The sequence below is a fragment of the Williamsia sp. MIQD14 genome (genome assembly GCF_051025635.1).
Classification (GTDB): Bacteria; Actinomycetota; Actinomycetes; order Mycobacteriales; family Mycobacteriaceae; genus Williamsia_A.
In genome coordinates, this window is sequence record NZ_JBPFDG010000001.1 from 1358222 (window position 1) to 1374903 (window position 16682).

Annotated in this window: 16 protein-coding genes; 9 read left to right on the forward strand and 7 right to left on the reverse strand. The window is 68.4% G+C overall.

Annotated features, from left to right (window positions below):
* Positions 1 to 36 precede the first annotated feature (36 nt).
* Together dinB and ACQ7HM_RS05965 are read left to right on the forward strand one after the other, a co-directional pair.
* Positions 37 to 1287, forward strand: coding sequence for a DNA polymerase IV (gene dinB, locus ACQ7HM_RS05960; RefSeq protein WP_434215289.1), 1251 nt, complete (start codon positions 37 to 39; stop codon positions 1285 to 1287).
* Positions 1288 to 1400: 113 nt separating this feature from the next.
* Positions 1401 to 2660, forward strand: a complete 1260-nt coding sequence (locus ACQ7HM_RS05965; RefSeq protein ID WP_434215290.1) for a lipase family protein — start codon at positions 1401 to 1403, stop codon at positions 2658 to 2660.
* A gap of 78 nt (positions 2661 to 2738) precedes the next feature.
* Here ACQ7HM_RS05965 and ACQ7HM_RS05970 read toward each other — a convergent pair whose 3' ends face one another.
* The 4 genes from ACQ7HM_RS05970 to ACQ7HM_RS05985 all read right to left on the reverse strand — a co-directional run bounded on the left by ACQ7HM_RS05970 (position 2739) and on the right by ACQ7HM_RS05985 (position 6015).
* The gene (locus tag ACQ7HM_RS05970; protein WP_434215291.1) at positions 2739 to 3662 is read right to left on the reverse strand and encodes an NADP-dependent oxidoreductase; all 924 of its coding nucleotides are present in this window, start codon (positions 3660 to 3662) and stop codon (positions 2739 to 2741) included.
* 4 nt (positions 3663 to 3666) lie between these two features.
* Positions 3667 to 4221: a dihydrofolate reductase family protein gene (locus ACQ7HM_RS05975; RefSeq protein WP_434215292.1), complete on the reverse strand. Its 555-nt coding sequence runs from the start codon at positions 4219 to 4221 to the stop codon at positions 3667 to 3669.
* Between the two features lie 107 nt (positions 4222 to 4328).
* Positions 4329 to 5426: an inositol-3-phosphate synthase gene (locus ACQ7HM_RS05980; RefSeq protein WP_434215293.1), complete on the reverse strand. Its 1098-nt coding sequence runs from the start codon at positions 5424 to 5426 to the stop codon at positions 4329 to 4331.
* A complete protein-coding gene (locus tag ACQ7HM_RS05985; protein ID WP_045824843.1) occupies positions 5419 to 6015 on the reverse strand; it encodes a PadR family transcriptional regulator in 597 nt (198 codons plus the stop codon). The genes ACQ7HM_RS05980 and ACQ7HM_RS05985 overlap by 8 nt, the downstream gene beginning before the upstream one ends.
* A 219-nt stretch (positions 6016 to 6234) precedes the next feature.
* Here ACQ7HM_RS05985 and ACQ7HM_RS05990 point away from each other — a divergent pair, with 219 nt between their 5' ends.
* From ACQ7HM_RS05990 to ACQ7HM_RS06000, 3 genes are read left to right on the forward strand one after another with little or no spacing between them, the layout of a single operon-like run.
* On the forward strand, positions 6235 to 6639 hold the full coding sequence (locus ACQ7HM_RS05990) for a DUF5318 family protein (protein WP_045824842.1): 405 nt from the start codon (positions 6235 to 6237) through the stop codon (positions 6637 to 6639).
* 59 nt (positions 6640 to 6698) lie between these two features.
* Positions 6699 to 8915 carry a transglycosylase domain-containing protein gene (locus tag ACQ7HM_RS05995; RefSeq protein WP_434215294.1) on the forward strand — a complete coding sequence of 739 codons (2217 nt, stop codon included), beginning with the start codon at positions 6699 to 6701 and terminating at the stop codon, positions 8913 to 8915.
* A gap of 14 nt (positions 8916 to 8929) precedes the next feature.
* On the forward strand, positions 8930 to 10561 hold the full coding sequence (locus tag ACQ7HM_RS06000) for a glycosyltransferase family 87 protein (protein WP_434215295.1): 1632 nt from the start codon (positions 8930 to 8932) through the stop codon (positions 10559 to 10561).
* On the opposite strand, the gene ACQ7HM_RS06005 is transcribed toward ACQ7HM_RS06000, so the two are convergent.
* The 3 genes from ACQ7HM_RS06005 to ACQ7HM_RS06015 are packed head-to-tail and all read right to left on the reverse strand — an operon-like array spanning position 10554 to position 14620.
* Positions 10554 to 11135, reverse strand: coding sequence for a GNAT family N-acetyltransferase (locus ACQ7HM_RS06005; protein WP_434215643.1), 582 nt, complete (start codon positions 11133 to 11135; stop codon positions 10554 to 10556). The genes ACQ7HM_RS06000 and ACQ7HM_RS06005 overlap by 8 nt on opposite strands.
* A 14-nt stretch (positions 11136 to 11149) precedes the next feature.
* Positions 11150 to 12574, reverse strand: coding sequence for a hypothetical protein (locus ACQ7HM_RS06010; RefSeq protein ID WP_434215296.1), 1425 nt, complete (start codon positions 12572 to 12574; stop codon positions 11150 to 11152).
* Positions 12575 to 12577: 3 nt separating this feature from the next.
* Positions 12578 to 14620 carry an aminoglycoside phosphotransferase family protein gene (locus ACQ7HM_RS06015; RefSeq protein WP_434215297.1) on the reverse strand — a complete coding sequence of 681 codons (2043 nt, stop codon included), beginning with the start codon at positions 14618 to 14620 and terminating at the stop codon, positions 12578 to 12580.
* A gap of 195 nt (positions 14621 to 14815) precedes the next feature.
* Between ACQ7HM_RS06015 and rpsF the strand changes: the two genes are divergently transcribed.
* From rpsF to rplI, 4 genes are all read left to right on the forward strand, one after another.
* On the forward strand, positions 14816 to 15100 hold the full coding sequence (gene rpsF / locus ACQ7HM_RS06020; protein WP_045824837.1) for a 30S ribosomal protein S6: 285 nt from the start codon (positions 14816 to 14818) through the stop codon (positions 15098 to 15100).
* Positions 15101 to 15268: 168 nt separating this feature from the next.
* Entirely contained in the window at positions 15269 to 15796 is a 528-nt protein-coding gene (locus tag ACQ7HM_RS06025; protein WP_434215298.1) for a single-stranded DNA-binding protein, read from the forward strand.
* 68 nt (positions 15797 to 15864) lie between these two features.
* Positions 15865 to 16125, forward strand: coding sequence for a 30S ribosomal protein S18 (rpsR, locus tag ACQ7HM_RS06030; protein WP_434215299.1), 261 nt, complete (start codon positions 15865 to 15867; stop codon positions 16123 to 16125).
* Between the two features lie 17 nt (positions 16126 to 16142).
* Positions 16143 to 16595, forward strand: a complete 453-nt coding sequence (gene rplI / locus ACQ7HM_RS06035) for a 50S ribosomal protein L9 (RefSeq protein WP_045824834.1) — start codon at positions 16143 to 16145, stop codon at positions 16593 to 16595.
* Positions 16596 to 16682 lie beyond the last annotated feature (87 nt).

Below are 16682 nucleotides of genomic sequence, written 5' to 3' on the forward strand. Positions count from 1 at the left end.
CGGCGAGGTGTCGGTGGCGGGTGCGAACATGTGTTCGTGAGGGAGCGTGTCTCGGCCGACGGTGCTGCGTCGATCCTGCACGCCGATCTCGACTCGTTCTACGCCTCGGTCGAACAGCGCGACGACCGACGACTGCGTGGTCGCCCGGTGATCGTCGGCGGCGGCGTGGTGCTCGCGGCGAGCTACGAGGCGAAGGCGTTCGGCATCCGCACCCCGATGGGAGGGAGTGCGGCGCTGCGGCTGTGCCCCCACGCGGTGGTCGTCCCGCCGCGTTTCGATGCGTACACCGAGGCGAGCCGCGCGGTGTTCGACGTCTTCCACGACACGACCCCGCTGGTCGAGGGCATCTCCATCGACGAGGCCTTCCTCGACGTCGGTGGTCTCCGGAGGATCAGTGGGACCCCCGTCGAGATCGCACGCCGCCTCCGCGAACGTGTGGCCGCAGAGGTGGGTCTGCCGATCACCGTCGGCATCGCGCGCACGAAGTTCCTCGCCAAGGTGGCCAGCGCGGTCGCGAAACCCGACGGACTGCTCGAGGTCGCCCCGCATGCCGAGCTGGAGTTCCTGCACCCGCTCCCCGTCGAACGCCTGTGGGGTGTCGGCACGGTGACCGCGGCGAAATTGCACGACAGCGGCGTCCACACCGTCGGCGACATCGCCGACATGGGCCACGAGATGCTCGGTTCGGTGGTCGGACGGTCGGCGGGCGCGCATCTCTACGCGCTGTCGCTGGCCCGCGATCCGCGTCCGGTGCACGTCGGCAGACGCCGCCACTCGATCGGGTCGCAACGCGCCATCGGGCGCGGGCCGCACGCCATGAGCGATCTCGAGGCGACGGTGGTCGCCATCGTCGACCGGTTGGGTCGGCGCCTGCGCCACGCGGACCGTGTCTGCCGAACGCTGGTGCTGCGGCTGCGATTCGACGACTTCACCCGCGTGACCCGTTCGCACACCCTCGACGAGGCGACGGCGTCGACACAGATCATCATGGTCGCCGCGCGCCGGTTGCTGGCCGACGCCGCCGACCTCCTCGGCGAACGCGGGTGCACGCTGATCGGTGTCTCGCTGGCCAACCTCGACGACGCCGACGCGGTGCAGTTGGCCCTGCCCTTCGGCGAGCAGGAGAAGCATCGGGAACAGACCAGCGGCGCGCAGGTCACCCTGGACACCTCAGCGCTCGACGCCGCCGTCGACGACCTCCGGAGTCGCTTCGGCGCCGGCGCACTCACCCGGGGCGTGCTGCTCGGCCGAGCCGACCACGGTGAGGTCCCCAAGCTGCCCGATTGACCACGCCGATCGATGTGCTCGTCACGACAGCGATGCGCCCCCATCGGTGTGGTCTGCACGAAGTACCTACCCAGGGGTAACAAGAACGGGTTGCAGTGTCCTAGGGTGAGTGCGTGAAGTCACAACTACGCGCGATCGCCGTTGCGATCACCCTGGTAGCCGGTGTCGGGACCGTCGCCACGGGGACCGCGTCCGCCGCTCCCGGCGACACCTTCTACACCCCGCCGGCGCAGTACTCGACGGCCCGGGGCGCGATCATCAAATCGCGACCCACGCCGATCTTCCTGCAGATCCCCGGCAATCCGCGCCCGTTCCCGGGTGCTGCCAAGACGGTCATGTACACCTCACGGTTGCAGGACGGTTCACCCACCGCGGTCACCGGTACCTACATCGAGCCGTTCGCACGATGGGGTGGCCGCGGTCCGCGACCGACGGTGGTGATGGCGCCGGGCACCATCGGGCAGGGCGATGACTGCGCACCCTCGAAGCTGGTGTCGTTCCCGCTCTCCCTGGACACGAAGAACCTGGCGCTGGGGTCGAACTACGAGCTGCTCTTCGCGAACCTCCTGCTGGCGCAGGGCTACCGGGTCCTCATGACCGACTACATCGGTATGGGGACGCCCGGAGTGCACACCTATGTGAACCGCATCGAGGAGGGCCATGCGGTCCTCGACGGTGCCAGGGCAGCACTCAACCTCGGCAAGCTCCCCGCCGACTCGCCGATCGGTTTCTGGGGCTACTCCCAGGGCGGTGGCGCGACCGCGTCCGCGGCCGAGATGGCCTCGACCTACGCGCCGGAACTGAACATCAAGGGCACCTACGCCGGTGCCCCTCCGGCGGATCTCGAGGTCGTCCTCAAGGCGGTCGACGGGTCGTCGATCGCGGGCGTGATCGGTTACACCGTGAACGGTCTGGTCGCCCGCTACCCCGAGCTGGGACCTCTGATCCAGAGGGAGGCGAGCCCCGCGGGCAAGGCGGCGCTCAAGCAGCTCGCGACCTCCTGCATCGGCGACACCGTGTTCCGCTACGGGTTCCAGCGTACGAACGGGTGGACCACATCCGGACAGTCGCTGTACCAGATCTCGCAGAAGTACCCGCAGATCCAGAAGGCCCTCGCCGAGCAGTTGATCGGCAAGTCGAAGCCCAATGCTCCGGTGCTGGTCGACACGGGCATCAACGACGACATCATCCCCAACAGCCAGGTGATGGCGATGGTGCGTAGTTGGCGGTCACAGGGTGCGAACGTGCGCGTGGTGACCGACGGGACCCCGCCGATCTTCCCGAAGCTCGCCGCCAACCACGTGTTGCCGTATCTGTTCAGCACGCTGCCCGCGTCGCAGTTCCTCTACGACCGGTTCAACTCCGTCAACTGATCGCAGCTCCACCGCCGACGGCGCCGACATCCTCGACCGAGGGGTTCGGCGCCGTCGTGCGTTGCAGTGACGCGTCGCTCAGGGGATCAGGGCGACCTTCCCGCCGGGGTGGCCCTCCATCACGAACGCCAGGGCGTCGACGGCGTCGGCGAGGGGTGCGGTGCGCGCCATCGGCACGTCGAGCTCACCGCGCCCGGCCATCGAGATCAGTTCCGCGCGAACGGCATCGCGGAACACGGCGCTCGCGGGCATCGCACCGGCGATCGCGCGCAGACCGTCCCGCTGTGCGCGCGGCATGTTCACGACCGTGACGAATCGGTCGGGGTCGACCAGCGCGGCCGAGACGTCGAACGCCTCGTCGGTGCCCGCGGCGTCGAGGGCGGCGTCGACCGGTCCGAACTCACGCACCCGGTCGAGCAGGCCGTCGCCGTAGGCGACGGCGACACCACCGAACCGCCGGACGCGCTCGGCCCCGGACTGGCCGGCCGTGCCGATGACGGTGATGCCCCGGGCGCGTGCGAGTTGCACCACGGCGACCCCCACGGCACCCGACGCGCCGTGCAGGAGCACCGTCTCGCCCTCGGTCGCGCCGACGACGTGCAGCATCTCCGCTGCCGTGGTCCCGGCGAGCAGGAGGTTGGCGGCCTTCTCGAACGGCACACCCGGGGGCTTGGCGAACACGTCGCGCGCGGGGACGGTGATCGCGGTCGCGTAACCGCCGCGGACGCGGAAGGCGAGGACCTCGTCGCCCGGCGACACCGGGCCCGAACCGATCTCGGTGTCGGGGCCGATCGCGCAGACCACGCCCGCGATCTCGTACCCGACGGGCAGGGGGAACTCCGCGCCGTCGCGCATCGTGTGTTTGAGATCGGCGGGGTTGACCCCCGCGGCCCGCACCTCGATCGTCACCTCACCCGACCCCGGGTGTGGCACCTCGTGATCGACGAAGTGGAAGTCGTCGAGACCGCTGCTGCCGTGTGCTTCCCAGCGCATCGCGTCCATGCCGTCAGCTCCTGTCCTGTGATGCCGTCGCCTGCCGCGGGATGTACCGCATCGCGACGGCGCCCGACGCGTACTCCTGACGTCCCACCTGTTCCAGATCGAGCGGTGTGCGCAGACCGTCGAACAGTCGCGGGCCGTGTCCGGCGACGCGAGGGTGCACCACGAACTCGTACTCGTCGATCAACCCCAGCTCGGCGAGCGCCATCGGCAGCATCACCCCACCGACGTGGATGCCCTGGCCGGGAGCGGCTTTGAGTGCGGTGACCGCCTCGGCGAGGTCGCCCCGGATCAACTCGGCGTTCCAGTCGACACTCGACAGCGTCGACGAGACCACGTACTTCTTCGCGGGGTCGATCACCGCGGCGAACGGGTCGGGCTCGTCCTGCGGGCCACGGAAGGCCGCCTCCATCATCTCGTAGGTGACGCGGCCGAACAGCAGGGAGTCGGACCGCGCCAACATCTCGGCGGCGCGCCGGTGGAGTTCGAGATCCGGGGTGATGCCGCGGTGGTCGCAGCACCCGTCGAGGGTCACGTTGATGGAGTAGCGGAGCGGCTGCATCGCACCAGTCTCGCGCGGATCACCCCTCGACACGCCGCAGAACGCAGGCGAGCCCGCACCCGGGGTACGGGTGCGGGCTCGTCGGAGCAGAGATCAGATCAGACAGATCAGGCGTCGGCTCCGATGATGAACTCCTCGAGCTGCGTGCGCGCGACGTCGTCGGCGAGCTGCTTCGGGGGGCTCTTCATGAGGTAGGCCGAGGCCGGGATGACCGGTCCGCCGATGCCGCGGTCGAGGGCGATCTTCGCCGCACGCACCGCGTCGATGATGATGCCGGCCGAGTTGGGCGAGTCCCAGACCTCGAGCTTGTACTCGAGGTTCAGGGGCACGTCGCCGAAGGCGCGACCCTCGAGGCGCACGTAGGCCCACTTGCGGTCGTCGAGCCACGCGACGTGGTCCGAGGGTCCGATGTGGACGTTCTTGTCCTCGATCTTGTTGGCCAGCGAACCATGCAGGTTCGAGGTGACGGCCTGGGTCTTGGAGACCTTCTTCGACTCCAGACGCTCACGCTCGAGCATGTTCTTGAAGTCCATGTTGCCGCCGACGTTGAGCTGGTAGGTGCGGTCGAGCGCGACGCCGCGATCCTCGAACAGCTTCGCCATCACGCGGTGGGTGATGGTGGCACCGACCTGGCTCTTGATGTCGTCGCCGACGATCGGCACGCCCGCGGCGCGGAACTTCTCGGCCCACTCGGGGTCGGAGGCGATGAACACCGGCAGGGCGTTGACGAAGGCGACGCCCGCGTCGATGCAGCACTGCGCGTAGAACTTGTCGGCCTGCTCGGAACCGACGGGCAGGTAGGACACGAGGACGTCGACCTTGTTGTCCTTGAGCGCCTGCACGACGTCGCCGCCCTCGCCGTCGGCCTCGGTGATGGTCTGGCGGTAGTACTTGCCCAGGCCGTCGAGGGTGTGGCCGCGCTGCACGGTCACACCGGTGGGCTCGACATCGGCGAACTTGATGGTGTTGTTCTCCGACGCGAAGATCGCCTCCGAGAGATCGAAGCCGACCTTCTTGGCGTCCACGTCGAACGCGGCGACGAACTCGACGTCGCGGACGTGGTACTTGCCGAAGGTCACGTGCATGAGGCCGGGGACCGTGGCGGTCTCGTCGGCGTCCTTGTAGTACTGCACGCCCTGGACCAGGGATGAGGCGCAGTTACCCACACCCACAATGGCCACGCGGACTGAGTTTGTGTCACCCATGGTCGGGATCTCCTTCTTTCTGTGGTGAAACTGATGTTGTATCCGGTTCGAGCAGCTGGGAATCGGGCTCGGCCGCCGATTCGGCGGCGATGAGCTCGTTGAGCCAGCGGACCTCGCGTTCGCTGGACTCCAGGCTCAGCTGATGGAGCTGTCGTGTGTAGCGGTCGACGGCCCGGTTGGACCGACCCACCGCCTCACGCAGTCCTTCACGGCGCTCCTCGACCTGACGCCGACGACCTTCGAGAATCCGCATGCGAGCCACGGCCGGCGTGCGGCTGAAGAATGCGAGATGCACCCCGAAGCCGTCGTCGGTGTAGTTCTGCGGACCGGTGTCGGCGACCAGTTCGGCGAAGCGTTCCCGCCCCGCGGGGGTCATCTTGTAGACCCTGCGCGCACGTCGCTTGAGAGTTCCCTGCGGCCCGGCGTCCTCTTCGATGAGACCGTCGGTCTGCATCCGGCGAAGCGTCGGATACAGCGAGCCGTAGGAGAAGGCGCGAAATGCGCCCAGCAGTCCGGTGAGGCGTTTGCGCAGCTCATAGCCATGCATGGGTGCCTCCAGGAGCAGACCCAACACCGCCAACTCGAGCATTGCGTAACCCCTTTCCCGACCTGTCGAACGAACGTGTGGCACTGACACTACCCGCAATGTATCGCGCCGATATAATCGGGATAGGAAACCACGTGTGAACTGGGGTTTACCGACACCGGGTACGGGGGTGGCCGGTAAGGGTCGCGCCGCACCTCGGGGCCGGGTGCACCCGAACCCGTGGGCAGGTGGGCGGCTGCACGTACTCTTGAGATCGTGCTTGTGCAGAGACAGACGGTGGATTACGCGCTGCAGCGCCGATCCCTGCTGTCCGAGGTCTACGCCGGACGGACCGCCGTCGGCGCGGTCTGCGACGCGGACCCGTACCTGTTGCGCGCCGCCAAGTTCCACGGCCGCCCCAGCACCGTGCTCTGCCCGGTGTGCCGCAAGGAGCAGCTCACCTTGGTCTCCTGGGTGTTCGGCGACAAGATGGGTACCGTCAACGGCTCGGCCCGCTCGACCGAGGAGATCACGCGTCTGGCCGCGAGCACCGAGGAGTTCTCGGTGCACGTGGTGGAGGTCTGCCGGAGCTGCCGATGGAACCACCTCGTGCAGTCCTTCGTTGCCGGGCTGCCCGTGCGACCGCGCGCCCGCCGGTCGCGCCGGGTCGCCGGTACCGGCGAGTGAGGTCGGCGCCACACGCGGTGACCCGCACGAGATGACCGTCGTGGGACGACCGCGGCGACATGCCCGCCCCGAAGTCGGTGGCGGGCTCGAACTATGAGTATGGAGACGGTGTTGTGAGCAACGGAACTGGCGCCCAGCCGCGCACGGTCCGCGAGAAGAAGCGCTCGCGGCTGAATGTCGTGGCGTGGATCCTCGGCATCCTCGGCAGCCTGATCCCCCTCGGGGTCGTGGTGATGGCCGTGGTGTTCCTCTTCACCTACCTCGGCGCCTCGGTGCCCGGTCCCGACTCCATCAAGCAGAACCAGGTCGCGACGATCCTCAACGCGAACGGCGGCGAGATCGCCCGCATCGTGCCGCCGGAGGGCAACCGCACCGACGTCACCATCGACAAGATCCCCAGGGCCGTGCAGGACGCGGTCATCGCGGCCGAGGACCGGCAGTTCCGCACCAACGCCGGCTTCTCGCCCACCGGCCTGGCGCGTGCGGTGATCGGTCAGATCACCAACAACGACGACGCCGGCGGCGGATCGACCATCACCCAGCAGTACGTGAAGAACGCCCTCGTGGGCGACGAGCGGAGCTACACCCGCAAGTTCAAAGAACTCGCGATCGCGACCAAGATGTCCAACGAGTGGACCAAAGACGACATCATGGCCGCCTACCTCAACACGATCTACTTCGGTCGCGGCGCGTACGGCATCTCCGCGGCGGCACGCGCGTACTTCAACAAGGACATCACCCAGATCAACGTCCCCGAGGCCGCTGTGCTCGCGTCGTCGATCCGGTCCCCGTCCTTCTACGACCCCGCGACCAACCTCGCCGCGGCGCAGGCGCGCTGGCGCTACGTCCTCGACGGGATGGTCACCATCGGTGCCCTCACCCCGACGGACGAGGCGACGCTGCAGTACCCCAAGGTCGCCGCACCCCGCGACTCCTCGGGCACGACCACCACCGGTCCGAACGGACTCATCAAGCAGCAGGTCCTCGCCGAGCTCAGCTCGCTGAACATCTCCGAGCAGGACGTACAGACCGAGGGTCTGAAGATCACCACCACCATCGACCCGAAGGTGCAGCGCTCGGTCGTCTCGGCGGCCAACGGTCAGCTCGAGGGTGAGCCGAACAACGTGCGCGACGCGGTGGTGTCGATCGATCCGAGCACGGGTGCGGTGAAGGGATACTTCGGCGGCAACAACGGCCAGGGCTTCGACTACGCGCAGGCCGCGCTGCAGACCGGCTCGTCGTTCAAGGTGTTCGCGCTCATCGCGGCACTCGAGCAGGGTGTGCCGCTGTCGAAGGTGTACTCGTCGGCCCCGTTCGAGGCGCCCGGCGGTCTCACCGTCACGAACTCCGACGGCGAGAGCTGCGGTTCGTGCAACCTCGCGACCGCCCTGAAGATGTCGCTCAACACCGTCTACTACCGCCTGATGATGGACCTCGACGGTCAGGCGCAGGCCGTGGCCGACGCCGCACACCAGGCCGGTGTCGCCGAGAGCTTCGGCGACATCAAGAAGACGCTGCAGAACACCGACGGCACCGGCGTCGAGGGCGGTGTCGTGCTCGGCCAGTACCCGTCGCGGGTCCTGGACATGGCCTCGGCGTACGCGACCCTGGCCAACCAGGGCGTCTACCACGCACCGCACTTCGTGCAGAAGGTCGAGACCTCCGACGGGACGGTGCTCTACGAGCGCAAGAACGACGAGGGCGAGCGCCGGTTCTCGGCGGCGGTGGCCAACAACACCACCTCGGCGATGCAACCGATCGCGGCGTACTCCAACGGCCACTCCCTCGACGACGGTCAGCGTCCGTCGGCGGCCAAGACCGGTACCACCCAGCTCGGCGACACCGGCCAGAACAAGGACGCCTGGATGGTCGGCTACACCCCGCAGCTGTCGACCGCGGTGTGGGTCGGCACCGATGCCGGTGTGGCCCTGAAGAACTACAACGGTGCGATCGTCTACGGGTCGGGTCTGCCGTCGGACATCTGGCAGGCCGCGATGGACGGCGCGTTGGCCGACGAGCCGATCGAACAGTTCCCGACACCGGCCGCGATCGGCGGTGTCGCCGGTGTTCCGGAGGAGGCGCCGCAGACCACCGCCACCCGACGGTCGCGGGAACAGGACTCCGAGACCACCGATCCCGAAGCGCCGATCACGACGTTCGCGCCGCCGTCGGCCACGTTGGCCCCGGGTGTCACGATCCCGCTCCCCGGTCCGCCGACCGAGACGGTGGTGACGCCGACACCGCAGGATCCCGCCGGCGCCGGTAACGGGCCCTGACGGGTATCCGGCCGATGGGCGATCGCGAGACCGGTCCGACAACCCCGGACCCGACGGATTCCGATCTCTGGGATTCGCCGACCCGTCTGTCGGACGACCTACGGGAGAACACCTCTCGTGACCTCCCGTCGCGGACCGACACCGTCGCCCGCGAGGCGTCGATCGCCGTGGGCGGCCCACTGGGCCTGCACGCGGTGGTCGGCCGCTCGCGTTACCTGACACCCCTGCGGGTGATCCTGTTGATGGCGCTCGTGGCGCTGGCGCTGGGGTGGTACGGCAAGGCGGGCTGTCTGCAGCAGGCGCCGGTCGCCGGATCCGCCGCCTCGGGCAGCGAACGGTTGGAACTGGACTGGAGCAACCACCGCCAGTACATCGCCCTGTGTTACTCCGACACGATCCCGCTCTACACCGCCGAACGACTCGACACCGGTGCGCTGCCGTACAAGTCGTCGTGGGAGCAGAAGCGACCCGACGGTTCGACCGAGACGCGGTACATGGAGTACCCGGTGCTCACCGGCATGTACATGTACGCCGCGATGGAGGTCTCGCACGGCTGGCGGTGGGCGCACGACAACTGGGGTGTGCCCGGCGCGCTCGACGTCGTGCTGTTCTTCAACGTCGTCGCCCTCGGGCTGGCGCTGTTCTGGCTGTTGACCATCTGGGCGACCGCTCTCACCGCGGGTGTGCGTATCTGGTCGGCGGCCATCGCGGCGCTCTCGCCGCTGGTGATCGTGCACATCTTCACCAACTTCGACGCCATCGCCACCGCGCTCCTCGCCCTGGCTATGCTGGCCTGGGCACGCAAGAACCCCTGGGCGACAGGGCTGTTCCTGGGCATCGGCGTCGCGGCCAAGTTGTATCCGGGCCTGCTGATCATCCCGTTGGCGGTGCTGTGTCTGCGCGCGGGACGGATACGCGAGTTCGCGGTGACCGCCGCCGTCGCCGTCGCGGCGTGGCTGGCGGTGAACCTCCCCTTCATGGTGACGGTACCCACGGGGTGGTGGGAGTTCTTCCGGTACAACTCCGACCGCGGCACCGACCCCGACACCTGGTTCACGGTGGTGAGCAAGATCAGCGGATACGCCTGGGGTGCCGACGCCAACGGCCGGTCCGATCTCGTCAACGCGATCTCCCTGGGTGCGTTCGTCCTCGTGTGCGTGGGTGTCGTGTTCGTCGGTCTGCACGCCCCGTCGCGACCACGCCTGGCGCAGTTGATGTTCCTGACCGTCGCGGGGTTCCTGCTCGTGAACAAGGTGTGGAGTCCGCAGTACTCCCTGTGGCTGGTCCCCCTCGCGGTGCTGGCTCTACCCCGCACCCGTCTGTTGCTGGTGTGGATGGTGCTCGACGCGCTCGTGTGGATCCCGCGTATGGGTCTCTATCTCCCCGACGACGTCAAATGGCTTCCCGAACAGTGGTTCACCGGCGCCGTGGTGATCCGGGCGTTCGCGGTGATCGGGCTGTGTGCTGTCGTGGTCTGGGAGATCTACCATCCCGAACGCGATCTGGTGCGTATCGGTCGCGACGGCGAGACCTACGACGACCCCGGTGGCGGTGTCCTCGATCGGGCGGTGGACACGATCAGTCTGCGCCCGCGTCGCTCGGCCCCGGTCACCCGACGCCGCGCGAAGGCCGACGCGATCAGCTGATCCGGGTCCGCAGGGTCGATCGCGCCGCCGGCCAGTCGTCGTCGGTCATCGCGTACTGCGCTGTCGTGCGCCACGATCCGTCCGGCAACGGCCGGTGCTTGCGGAGCAGGCCCTCGAACTCGGCGCCGAGTTTCGCGATCGCCGCACGCGACTGCGCGTTGCGCTCGTCGGTGTGCCACACCACCCGCACGGCCCCGCATGCCTCGAATGCGTGCTGCAGCAGGAGCAGTTTCGACTCGGGGTTGACCGTGGTGCCCTGCACGCGACGCGAGTACCAGGTGTAGCCGATGGCCACCGAGCGGTTGCGGGTGTCGATGTCGTAGAAGCTCGTGGTGCCGACGACTGTGTCGGTGCCGTCGGCGGTGTCGACCACGGCGAACGCCACCCGCGCGGGATCGGCATCGGCGGTGGCGATGTAGGCCTGCGCCGCGGGCTTGTCGCCCGGGACGGTGGTCCAGCGGAACGCATCGGGTTCGTCGACGGCGTCGGCCAGTGCCGAGGAGTCTCCATCGGTCAACGGGCGCAGGCGGACACGGGTCCCGGTGAGCGTCGGGGTGCCGATCCAGGTCGTCATGGCGTGTGTCTGTGTCACGCGCCGACGGTAGCGGGAACCCGTTCGAGGAAGCCATCGGGTTTCGGTGCCCGAACGCGCAGCGGCGCTTTGACGAACGCGACCAGGAGGATGGCCAGCAACACCGCGTGCGTCCACACGCCGAACTGCACGCCGCCCATCACCCACCACTTCATCGGTGACCCCGAGGTGTAGATCCCGAAGAGTCGGAAGATGGTGAGGTCCAACGACAGATCGGCCAGCAGGTACAACGCGATGATCGGCCAGGCGACGCGCAGCAGCACGAAGAACGGCAGGATCCACAGCGTGTACTGCGGTGAGTGCACCTTGTGGAACAGCATGAAACCGGCCAACATCGCCGCGCTCACACCGATCCACGGGTAGGCCTCGCCGCTCCGCCAGACACGCACCCCGAGGTAGATCACCACGGCGAACGACACCAGGATCAGCAGGGGCGACGCGACACCGACGATCGAGTTGTAGGTGGAGTTCATCCCGCCGGTGAGATGACGGACGCCCCAGTACCAGACGGAGTTGGTGTCGACGTCGGACTTGCGGCGCCCCTGGAAGGCGAGCGACGCCTTCCACCCCTCGAACCCACCGATCATGAACGGCAGCTGGACGGCCGCCACGGTGACGACGGCCGCTCCGACGACCCACGCGGCACCGACCCGGTCGAGGGCGCGTCGGCCGACGGCGGCGGCATCGCCCGGCGTCCCGCGGGTCAGCACGTAGGCGGCGAGCGGGAGGACGAACAGACCCGGGTAGAGCTTGAGACAGAATCCGATGGCCAGCAGCACCGACGCGATCACGCTGCTCGTCCGCAACGACAGGCGTGGTGCGCCCGTCCGCGGGGAGGTCTGCGCGCCGAAGACCATCACCGCCACGGCGCCGACAGCGGTGGCGACCACCGGTAGTTCCCAGTTGTGGAAGGCGTAGAGGATCAGCGGCGGCGTCGCGGCCCACAGCAGCGCCCACCAGCGGACCAGCAGACCGAGCAGGACCGTGACGAGGATGCCGAACGGCAGCAGGATCAGCGCCGAGTGCATGAAGAACTGGGTGTCGGTGTGGGCGCCGATCGCACCGAGGTACATCAACAGCCCCGAGAGCACCGGGTACTCGACGACCCCGCCGTACAACACGCCGTCGTCGGTGATGCCGCCGTGGATGTAGGGGAAGACGTGGTTGTTGATGTCGCGACCGACCCACAGGAACTGCAGGTCGGAGTAGCACGGCATCAGCAGCTCGTTCTTGCCCACCGGCCAGTGCTTGCTGCGACCGTCGGGGAAATACGGCGCGCCACCGCAGTCGAGTTTGCCCAGGTAGCCGAGCCACATGAAGACCAGGCTGAGCACCACGAGGACGAGGAGGACGACCGCGAGGTTGCCCTTCGCGGCGTGCCATCGCAGGCGCCACCGATCGGACGTGGACATCGCGGGCATGGGCTACAGGTTAGGTGATCCCGTGTTCCACTCCACCCAGCCGACTCCCCGGCGACCGTCCGAGCGCGTGAACTCGCCCCACGCCCGCGGCATGACGGCGACCTCACCGGACGCCTGTCGGAGCACCTGTGGACCCTGTCCGAGGGCGCGGAACGTCACCGTCGACGAGCCGGGTTCGAGCGCGAAGGTCATCGCGGTGATCGCGTGGCCGTCGGTGTCGGCGTCGACCCTGCGGCAGCTGTCGACGGCGACGATCGGCGCACCGGGGGCCTGGAGGTAGCCGGTGGAGACCGGGGGTATCCCCGGGAGCCGGATGTCGACGCCGTGCATGTGGGAGCCGTCGTCGAAGCGGGCCGCGAGCCAGTACCACTCGGTGTGCCACCAGTTCTGGGCGTCCCAGGCGTGGTCACGTTGCCCCGGCCCGTCGACCGAAATCGGGGCCTCGGGGAGGCCGGCGCCGCGCAGCGCAATCGACCCGGTGACCATGCAGCCGATCTCGTACACGCGCGTGAGGTCGTACTGATAGGGCCTCGCCGAGGTGTACCAGTGCAGGTCGAGCTGCAGTCCGACCTCGGGCCCGACAGTGGACCGGGCCGCGGACGCGTCGGGCACCACGTGTCCGACGCCGTCGATGCGCACGTGGATGTGCGCCAGCGGATCGACGACCGCGCAGGTCAGCGTTCCGTCGTCGCCGGTGAAGACGCGGCCGAGGTCGATCCCGGGGTCGGACAGGGTGATGGTCGGCAGGTCGGGTCCGCACACGGTGAGGCTGAACCACCCCGTCGGGTTGTCGGGCCCGACACCGAAACGCAGGGACGCACCGACACCGGCCGCGGGGTCGGCGACGTCGAGGTACCAGGTCTCGTTCCAGCCGTCGCCGGGCGCGGGCGGATGCGGTCCCTCGTCGGCGAGCGCCACCGCGGCGTAGGACTGCCCGTCGGTCGCGAACCCGTCGTCGGGCACCACACCCCGCGGATCCGGGTGACGCCGGGCGCCGGAGCGGAACAGGTCGCCGGCCGCGGCGACGGTCGGCTCGTGCGGGGTGGACGTGGACTCGAGATCGATGAGGTAGCCGCACGCCCGATGGAAGTGGGTGAGCCAGAGGCGTTCGGAATCGGCGGTGCGTGCGCCGACGGACTCCGCCCACGAGGTGATGGCGTTGACCACGCAGTGGAACGCGGCGTCGCGCACGTCCCGGCGCAGCGCCTCGAGGTCACCACCCACCATCCGGTGATAGGCGGACACCAGGGTGACGCCGAACTCGCGGCGCATCCGCGGGTCGAGCGCGGTGCCGAGGAACGTCGACAGGTCCGTGGCACGCGACCCCCAGTGGGCGTGCTGCCAGTTCACGAAGGTGATCGGTCTGCGGGTCCCCGACCAGCCGAACAGGACGTTGCCCAGACGGAAGTCGCCGTGCACCACGGCCTGCGGCGAGGTGGACTGACGCTGGTGGGCGATCATCGACTCGACCGAGGCGACGACACGGTTGGCGACACCGAGTGCGTGGGGCGCGATCTGCTCCCCGTAGTTTTCGACGAACCGCACGTACAGCTCGCCGAGGCCCCGCCGATCGACCGGCGCCGGCTCGGTGATGATCCCGGGCAGCATGGTGCGGTCGTCGAGGGTGGTGTGCACGTCGGCGAGCGCCGCGATCACCAGTTGCGCCTTGCCGCGCGTGATCCCCGCGAGCTCATCGCCGACGGTGGCCCGCCCGGAGTCGCGCAGGATGATCCAGAAGTCGCCGGTCACGGCGTCGAGTTCGGCGACCAGGCACCCCGCCACCGAGGAGATCGACCCCGCCCGGGGCAGGGTGTGAAAGGCCACGAGTCGGCGGAACGGGTGGTCGGAGCCCCGCCACGACGGTGCGGCCGCGATCAGCAGCACCGACGACGGCAGCTCGGGGGCGGCGGGGGCGTCGATCGCCACGCGCACGGTGACGGTGGCGCCGGAGTGGGCGAACGGCTCGACGCGCACGCCGGCGACGGGTGCGCCCAGGGCCTCGGAGAGCCACGGGGCCGTCAGCTCCTCGATCCGCCACCACGCCATCGGTACGACTGTAGGAGCTGTGCGATGGTCCCCGGAGCCCGATTCGGACACGTCCGTGCATCGATTCGCGTGCGACCGTCGACGATTTCGCTGGTCACGGGTGCCTGCGGTAGCCTGGGCCGGTTGCCGACGCAGGCGACCCTCCTGCCACGGACAGTCCGTGGCCGATCAGCCCATAGGAGGTGATGAGGTCTTATGCGTCACTACGAATTGATGGTCATCCTCGATCCGAACCTGGACGAGCGCACCGTTGCCCCGTCGCTCGACACATTCCTGAACGTCGTCCGGAAGGACGGCGGGAAGATCGACAAGGTCGACATCTGGGGAAAGCGCCGTCTCGCCTACGAGATCGACAAGCACACCGAAGCGATCTACGCGGTCATCGACATCGATGCCGAGCCCAAGACGGTGTCCGAGCTCGACCGTCAGCTGAAGCTGAACGAGTCGGTGCTCCGCACCAAGGTCATGAAGGCCAAGTAGACACCCGACTCGGCAGCCTCGTGTGACCGGTTTCCCTCTCGAGGGAACCGGATCGCGCGAAGCCGCGTCGTATGTCGGTACCGATCAATAGGGTCGGCGTCATCACGACGCCACCGGTGATCGGTGCGCATCGACTTCGACAACCACACTCACGTTTAGGGAGCAGACATGGCCGGCGACACCATCCTCACCGTCATCGGAAATCTGACGGCGGATCCCGAGCTGCGTTTCACCCCGTCCGGGGCCGCGGTGGCCAACTTCACCGTGGCCTCCACCCCGCGGATGTTCGATCGTCAGACCAACGAATGGAAAGACGGCGAAGCACTGTTCATGCGGTGCAGCATCTGGCGCGAGGCGGCGGAGAACGTGGCCGAGAGCTTGACCAAGGGCGCACGCGTCATCGTGTCCGGTCGGCTCAAGCAGCGCTCCTACGAGACCCGCGAGGGTGAGAAGCGCACGGTCGTGGAACTCGAGGTCGAGGAAGTCGGTCCGTCGTTGAAGTACGCCACCGCCAAGGTCAACCGCGCATCGCGCGGAGGCGGCGGGGGTGGCGGCTCGATGTCGTCGGGCGGCGGCGGTGGGAACCGCGGCGGCTCCGGCGGAGGCGGCGGCGCCGCCGCGCAGAACGACGATCCGTGGGGCAGCGCCCCCGCGAGCGGATCGTTCGGCGGCGGAGACGACGAACCACCCTTCTGACGGGACGCCTCTGGGCGGGGACATCCCCACCAGCAGGTTCTCGGCAAGCGAGACAGCGGAGTACGTACATGCCCAAGGCATCGGGAGGCGGACGCACGATCCGTCCCGAGAAGGACATCACGGCCAAGGCCTGTTCCTTCTGCAAGGAGAACCACACTCAGATCGACTACAAGGAGACGTCGCTGCTGCGGCGTTTCGTGTCCGACCGCGGCAGGATCCGTTCGCGTCGGGTTACCGGTAACTGCGTGCAGCATCAGCGGGACGTCGCTGTCGCAGTCAAGAATTCGCGCGAAGTGGCGCTGCTGCCGTTCACCTCGACGGCCCGCTGAGCGGAAAGGACAACACAATGAAACTCATCCTCACCACCGAGGTCGACAACCTCGGAGTCGCGGGCGACACCGTGGAGGTCAAAGACGGCTACGGCCGTAACCTGCTGCTGCCCCGCGGCCTGGCCATCCCCGCCACCCGTGGCGCCCAGAAGCAGGTCGACGGCATCCGTCGCTCGCAGGAGGCCCGTGCGGTGCGCGGCCTCGAGCACGCCAACGAGCTCAAGCAGGCCATCGAGGGCCTCGACGCGGTCACCCTGACCGTGAAGACCCACGATTCCGGCAAGCTCTTCGGCTCGGTCACCGTCTCCGACGTCGCCGACGCCATCCGTTCCGCGGGTGGCCCGGCGGTCGACAAGCGCTCGGTCGAGCTGCCCAAGGGGCACATCAAGTCCACCGGTAGCTTCCCGGTCGTCGTGAACCTGCACCCCGACGTCTCGGCGTCGGTCGACCTCACGGTCGTCGCAGGCTGACCCACGCACCACACATCTCGGCCCCCGACGCCTGGTGTCGGGGGCCGAGTGCGTTGTGTCGCTGCCGGGTTCGGCGGCAGGCTGTAT

Excerpts from the sequence above, each read along its gene's own strand:
- rpsF (WP_045824837.1), top strand. The coding sequence starts at position 14,816 with ATGCGTCACTACGAATTGATGGTCATCCTCGATCCGAACCTGGACGAG.
- ACQ7HM_RS06025 (WP_434215298.1), top strand. The coding sequence starts at position 15,269 with ATGGCCGGCGACACCATCCTCACCGTCATCGGAAATCTGACGGCGGAT.
- ACQ7HM_RS05985 (WP_045824843.1), bottom strand. The coding sequence starts at position 6,015 with ATGCTCGAGTTGGCGGTGTTGGGTCTGCTCCTGGAGGCACCCATGCAT.
- ACQ7HM_RS05995 (WP_434215294.1), top strand. The coding sequence starts at position 6,699 with ATGCCCGCCCCGAAGTCGGTGGCGGGCTCGAACTATGAGTATGGAGAC.
- ACQ7HM_RS06000 (WP_434215295.1), top strand. The coding sequence starts at position 8,930 with ATGGGCGATCGCGAGACCGGTCCGACAACCCCGGACCCGACGGATTCC.
- ACQ7HM_RS05975 (WP_434215292.1), bottom strand. The coding sequence starts at position 4,221 with ATGCAGCCGCTCCGCTACTCCATCAACGTGACCCTCGACGGGTGCTGC.
- ACQ7HM_RS05970 (WP_434215291.1), bottom strand. The coding sequence starts at position 3,662 with ATGGACGCGATGCGCTGGGAAGCACACGGCAGCAGCGGTCTCGACGAC.
- rplI (WP_045824834.1), top strand. The coding sequence starts at position 16,143 with ATGAAACTCATCCTCACCACCGAGGTCGACAACCTCGGAGTCGCGGGC.
- ACQ7HM_RS06010 (WP_434215296.1), bottom strand. The coding sequence starts at position 12,574 with ATGCCCGCGATGTCCACGTCCGATCGGTGGCGCCTGCGATGGCACGCC.
- ACQ7HM_RS06005 (WP_434215643.1), bottom strand. The coding sequence starts at position 11,135 with ATGACGACCTGGATCGGCACCCCGACGCTCACCGGGACCCGTGTCCGC.
- ACQ7HM_RS05980 (WP_434215293.1), bottom strand. The coding sequence starts at position 5,426 with ATGGGTGACACAAACTCAGTCCGCGTGGCCATTGTGGGTGTGGGTAAC.
- ACQ7HM_RS06015 (WP_434215297.1), bottom strand. The coding sequence starts at position 14,620 with ATGGCGTGGTGGCGGATCGAGGAGCTGACGGCCCCGTGGCTCTCCGAG.
- rpsR (WP_434215299.1), top strand. The coding sequence starts at position 15,865 with ATGCCCAAGGCATCGGGAGGCGGACGCACGATCCGTCCCGAGAAGGAC.